This window comes from Spirochaetota bacterium (assembly GCA_038043445.1).
GTDB lineage: Bacteria > Spirochaetota > Brachyspiria > Brachyspirales > JACRPF01 > JBBTBY01.
Genome location: JBBTBY010000135.1, coordinates 1 through 5,964, shown reverse-complemented (window position 1 = coordinate 5,964; position 5,964 = coordinate 1). Strand labels below are relative to the sequence as shown.

The 5,964-nt window shown below is 56.1% G+C and carries 3 protein-coding genes and 1 tRNA gene; all 4 read left to right on the top strand.

Going from position 1 to position 5,964, the window contains the following annotated elements; genetic code table 11:
• Nucleotides 1-122 precede the first annotated feature (122 nt).
• The 4 genes from AABZ39_18005 to AABZ39_17990 all read left to right on the top strand — a co-directional run bounded on the left by AABZ39_18005 (nt 123) and on the right by AABZ39_17990 (nt 5,837).
• Nucleotides 123-196, top strand: a tRNA-Arg gene (locus AABZ39_18005).
• Between the two features lie 22 nt (nt 197-218).
• Nucleotides 219-2,126 (top strand): DNA topoisomerase (ATP-hydrolyzing) subunit B, encoded by a 1,908-nt coding sequence (gene gyrB, locus AABZ39_18000; GenBank protein MEK6796675.1) that lies wholly within the window; start codon nt 219-221, stop codon nt 2,124-2,126.
• Between the two features lie 11 nt (nt 2,127-2,137).
• A complete protein-coding gene (locus tag AABZ39_17995) occupies nt 2,138-3,106 on the top strand; it encodes an acetyl-CoA carboxylase carboxyltransferase subunit alpha (protein MEK6796674.1) in 969 nt (322 codons plus the stop codon).
• 253 nt (nt 3,107-3,359) lie between these two features.
• Nucleotides 3,360-5,837: a cyclic nucleotide-binding domain-containing protein gene (locus tag AABZ39_17990; protein ID MEK6796673.1), complete on the top strand. Its 2,478-nt coding sequence runs from the start codon at nt 3,360-3,362 to the stop codon at nt 5,835-5,837.
• Nucleotides 5,838-5,964: the final 127 nt, after the last annotated feature.

The following is a 5,964-nucleotide window of genomic DNA, read 5'->3' as shown; positions in this document are numbered from 1 at the left end:
CGCAGCTAGCGGCGGCCATGGATGGCCGGAGCCGCTACGGATGGCGATTTGCGCGAGCGTAGGCACGGAAGCCAATGCCGCACGGATATGTGCCGGCGGCGGACCGTAGACGTTCACAGCGAGCGTTTGTAGCTCAACTGGATAGAGCGACGGACTTCGGATCCGTAGGCTGGGGGTTCGAATCCCTCCAGACGCGCAAAAGGTCATCAGGTGAAGGCATGAGCGACTCGAGTAATTACAGTTCCAAGAACATACAGGTACTGGAGGGCCTCTCCGCCGTCCGCAAACGCCCCGGCATGTACATCGGTTCGACCGGACTGCCCGGTCTCCATCACCTTGTCTACGAAGTGGTCGATAATTCCATCGATGAAGCGATGGCCGGCTACTGCAAGAACATCCTCGTCACGATAAAAAAAGACAACATCATCGAAGTGCTCGACGACGGCCGCGGCATACCGGTCGATATACATCCGAAGCTCAAGGTAAGCGGGCTTGAAGTCGCGCTCACCAAGCTCCATGCCGGCGGCAAGTTCGACAACGATTCGTACAAAGTGTCCGGCGGTCTCCACGGTGTCGGCGTATCGGTGGTCAATGCGCTTTCGGAAAAGCTCACCGTGCGCGTGTTCCTCAACGGCAAGATACATGAGCAGGTCTATGCGCGCGGCGTCCCGGAAAAGCCGGTAGCAGTGGTCGGCGAGACCGACAAGCGCGGTACGCTCGTCATCTTCAAGCCCGATCATGAGATATTCGAAGTGCTCGAATACAATTACGATACGCTTGCGCATCGGCTGCGAGAGCTCGCCTTCCTCAATAAAGGCATCAAGATAATCCTCTCCGATGCCCGCGAGGGAAAAGAGAAGTCCGAGACGTTCTGCTATGAGGGCGGCATCGTCATGTTCGTAGAGCATATCAATCAGAAAAAGAACGTCATCAATGAAAAGCCGATCTATCTTTTCAAGACGGAAGACAAGGTCGAAGTCGAGCTCGCGATACAGTACACCGACAGTTATCATGAGACCATGTTCGCGTACTGCAATAATATCAACACCACCGAGGGCGGAACGCATCTTATGGGTTTCCGCTCCGCGCTCACGAAAGCAGCCAATGATTATGTAAAAACGCTCGGGCTCGACAAGAAACTCAAGGTCGATGTGACCGGCGACGACATCCGCGAGGGTCTTACCTGCGTGCTGTCGATAAAGATACCCAATCCGCAGTTCGAGGGGCAGACCAAGACAAAGCTCGGCAACTCGGAGATAAAGCCGCTCGTGGAGCGCCTCGTCTCCGAAGGGCTTGATGCCTATTTCTCGCAGAACCCCAAGGTCATCAAAGCGATACTCGATAAGGCGATACGTGCTGCTGAGGCACGCGAGGCGGCCCGCAAGGCGCGCGACCTTGCACGCCGGAAGAACGCGCTCGAGAGCGATTCGCTCCCCGGCAAACTTTCGGACTGCACGGAAGAAGAGCCCGACAAATGCGAGATATACATCGTCGAGGGCGACAGCGCGGGCGGATCCGCAAAAATGGGGCGCGACCGGAACTTCCAGGCGATACTCCCCCTGCGCGGGAAGATGCTCAACGTGGAAAAAGCCCGTGTTGACAAGATCGTCGAGAGCGAAACGCTCAAGCCCATCATCTCCGCGCTCGGCTGCGGCATGGGCACCGCATTCGATATCGAGAAGCTCCGCTACGGACGTGTCATCATCATGGCGGATGCCGATGTCGACGGATCGCACATCCGCACGCTGCTCCTTACGTTCTTCTTCCGCTATATGCGCCCGCTCATCGATGCCGGGCACATCTTCATCGCCGTCCCGCCGCTCTATAAGGTAACGTGCGAGGGAAAAGAAGAGTATACATACAACGACAAGGGCCGCGATGTCATTCTGCAGAAGCTGAAAGGAAAAAAGACCGCGATACAGCGCTACAAGGGCCTGGGCGAGATGAATCCCGAACAGCTGTGGGAGACAACCATGAACCCCGCAAAGCGGCGCATGATGCAGGTGCTCGCCGAGAACGCCGAGCTCGCCGAAGAGATGTTCACCATTCTCATGGGCGACGAAGTGGAACCGCGCCGCGAATTCATCGAAAAGAACGCGAAGTACGTTAAAAATCTGGACGTGTAACGGGGAGAACCATGGCAACACCAGCGAATATCATGCTTCTCGATTTCGAGGCGCCTATCGCCGAATTGGCAACGAAGATCGACGAGCTTCGCCGTATCGCGGGAACGCCGCCCGACGAAGAGATAATCGAAAAAGTTGAAAAGCTCGATGCGGAAATGCAGGTATCGATAAAGAAGATATACGACGGCCTCTCGTACTGGCAGACCACGCAGGTCGCGCGTCATCCGCAGCGGCCGCTCTTCCTCGATTATGTCGCGAACATATTCACCGATTTCATCGAACTGCACGGCGATCGAAATTTCGCCGACGACGGCTCGACCGTATGCGGCACGGCCAAGCTCGACGGGAAAAGCGTCATCATCGTAGGCCAGCAGAAAGGCCGTTCTATGGAAGAGAACATCAAACGCAATTTCGGCATGCCCAATCCCGAGGCGTACCGCAAGGCGATGCGTCTCATGAAAATGGCCGAGAAATTCGGCAAACCGATAATAACCTTCATCGACACACCGGGTGCGTACCCCGGCATGGGCGGCGAGGAGCGCGGCCAGGCGGAAGCGATAGCGCGAAATCTCATGGAAATGTCCGTACTGCGGGTACCGGTCATCGCCTGCATCATCGGCGAAGGCGGCAGCGGCGGCGCGCTCGGCATCGGGGTCGCCAATCGCGTGCTCATGATGCAGTACGCGATATACTCCGTCATCTCGCCGGAATCCTGCGCATCCATACTCTGGCGCGACAGCACGAAAAAGGTCGAAGCGGCGAACTCGCTCAAGAACGGCGCATCGGACGCGAAAAGGCTCGGCATCATCGACGAAATAATCCCTGAGCCGCTTGGCGGGGCGCAGCGCGGGCATGATGAAGCGACACGGAACCTCAAAGCCGCGATACTCCGTCACCTCGCCGATCTTACGCGCATGCAGCCGGAAGCGCTCAAGGACGACCGCTGGCATAAGTTCGAGCGCATGGGCGTCACTGCCTGACGGCACACGCCTCGCAGCAAAGCCGCTTTACCACATTAGTGTCACCACGGATAGCGATGCATATATCGCGAAAATAGAGAACAGCGGGTTGCGACCCGATGTTTCGTCATTCCTATGAGATATTGAAGATCGCGAACCTGTTACCTGTTGAAATATCGCATTTTCGCGACAGTCTCCGATGAAGCGATTGCGATAACTCACCGGTATGATATAATCCAGCCATTGTGAACTATCAACCGATATAGGCGAAACAATGAGCGTAGTCCCTTATCAGAACGGCAATTATCAGGTAGCGCAGAACGATATCATTTTTTTTGAGGGCCAGCCGGCCCAGTCGATCAATATGCTCACGCAGGGCAAGGCGGAAGTGTACATCTCCACGCTCACCGGTACCGCGAACGAGAAAGATGTGGCGCGCGCGAGCTACCGCGTCTTTTCAATGCCGCAGGGCATGTTCGTCGGTATCGACGCCCTTTTCCTTGCGACGCCGTACTCGTTCAGCTATCGCGCCGCGGCGGCATCGACCGTCTACGCGATGATGGCCAACTCCGCCGATCACGTCAAGGCGTTCATGAACGGCAAACGCGAATATGCGCCGTTCATCTTCGATTCTCTCGCCTATGCCGTGGAGAACTCCTATCTCGCGCTCGCGAAGATCAATAAGACCGTGCAGGCAACGCAGCGCCTTGCCGACAATCTCGCCGTTTATTTCTGGCACTTGAAACAGTCACTCGGGTTCAGCATATCGCCGCGTTCGGAATTCATGCAGAGCGCCTCGACCTACCGCGATGCCCTCACCGCTTCGGGCACGGCGATACCGCGAAGCTTCAGCGCGGACTTCTTTGCAAGCGATTTCTCGAAGATGTTCAACACATCGTACGTGCAGGATACGGAGCTCCGTCCCGAGGACGCCGATTTTTTCCGACGGCTCAAGGCGCTCGCGTCCGAACAGAAAAAAGCGCTTTTCACCGCCGACCCGATACTCACGAGCTATTTCGCGAAGCAGGCGTCCGATGTGCTTTTTACGCTCGCGAGCGAACTTAAGAACGCCTTCATCGCGCTCGTCAGATCGTTCGAAACGCTCTACGCGGAACACGGCGAATCCCTTTTCACCGAATACGCGAAAGCGGCCATTGAACTCCGCAAGACGAAAAAGGACGTAAGCGCCACCGTCGCCACGCTCGATTTCATCACCGCAAAGGTACAAGAGCTCATCGGCACGTTCGGAAGCGAGTATCTCGCCAAGCCCGCCGTCGATGAGGAATTCATGACGAACCTCTACAATCAGGCGAAGGGCGCCGGATCGACGAAGCAGGAAGAAGCGGCATCCGTAAGCGTGAGCGAAGGCTTCGAGCATCTGCCCGCGGAATTGAAGGACAGCGTCAAGAAGATAGTAAAATTCTCCGGCATCACCAAAGAGCGTGCGGACGCGTTCTTTGAGGCCCTCGAACAGTTCAAGAAGCTCCCGGACAAGTTCGACTCCGAAAGCGACGCACGCAAGATACGCAAAGCGGTCACATCGGTGTTCTTCGAGATATACGAGAACGTCTACAAAAACGTGCTTAAAAGCGGCGATAAGACGCGGCTCTATCACATGTTCCTCACCTATGCGTACATGGATGAGACACTGCTCAATCCCGAGCAGGCGCTCACGCTCTATAAACTGGTCGACAGAAGCCCGTTCAATCCGGAAATACCCGTCCGCAATATCCGCGACTGGCTCATCACGATACAGACGAAAGAGAACGAGCCGTCGGTCAATGAGCTCGGGCAGGACTTCAACGAGTCGATACGCGAGATGAAGAAGCGAGGGCTCCTCAACGAAGCCGAGGAAGCGAGCTACCGCGACAGTCCCGAGCGCAGGCTCAAGCATGAGGTCGAGAACATGTTCCGTTCCACGCATCGCCTCTGTTACGGGCAGATAAGCACCTATTTCCCCGTGCTCCACAAGGACATGATCATCCGCGATCTCACTCAGTCGCTTCTGACACGCGAAGCCGTCGAGCAGGCGATATCGGATATTCTCGCCATCGATTTCTCCTGCTTCCACCGGGAGCTCCTCTACCGCGATCAGGAGAAGGATATCGACAAGGAATTCGTGATGAAGAAGGTCATCCCGGATTTCATTCTCATGCCGACGTACGGCAGCCGCGCGTTCATGTGGCAGGAGATAAGCGGGCGCAACCGTTCGAGCCGCGGGCGCATCGTGCTCCCGATATTCACCAATGAGAACATCGTCAATCTGCTCATACGTACCATCGGCGCGTTCCGCTGGGAACTCTGCAAGACGATGATGGGCCCCGCATGGAACGATGTCACGCAGAGTTCGCTCACCGCTGACTACACCGATTACATCCAGTTCTATAAGAAGAACCGCGACCTTTCCGATGAGGCGAAGCAGAGTCTCGAGGCGCAGATGGAGAAGAACCGGAGCAATATCCGCGATGTGTTCACGCAGGATTATCTCACATGGCTCTCCTATGAGTCGAAAGGGATACTGCGTCTCAACAAGGTCGCACGCTCCATCCTGTATCGTCACGTACCGTTCGCAAAACCGATACGCGAGCATGTGTCAAAGCTCCCGATGTACGTGGAGATAGCCAACCGATTCACCAATATGCGGCGGAAAAAGGTCATCGAGATCGAGAACCATTACTTCAAATACACCAAGTCCGGCGGAACGCTCCCGACGGAGATGGCGGAGAATCTGCGGTTCTTCAAGGAACTCTGAGGGGCCGTCATGCATCGAATACTTGCCCTTGTCATGTACGCCGCGAGCGCATTCGGCATCAGCGAATTCGCGCTCCGCTTTGAATACACGGGTGCGGCAAGCGGCATATCCAATCTCGCCGCCCGCA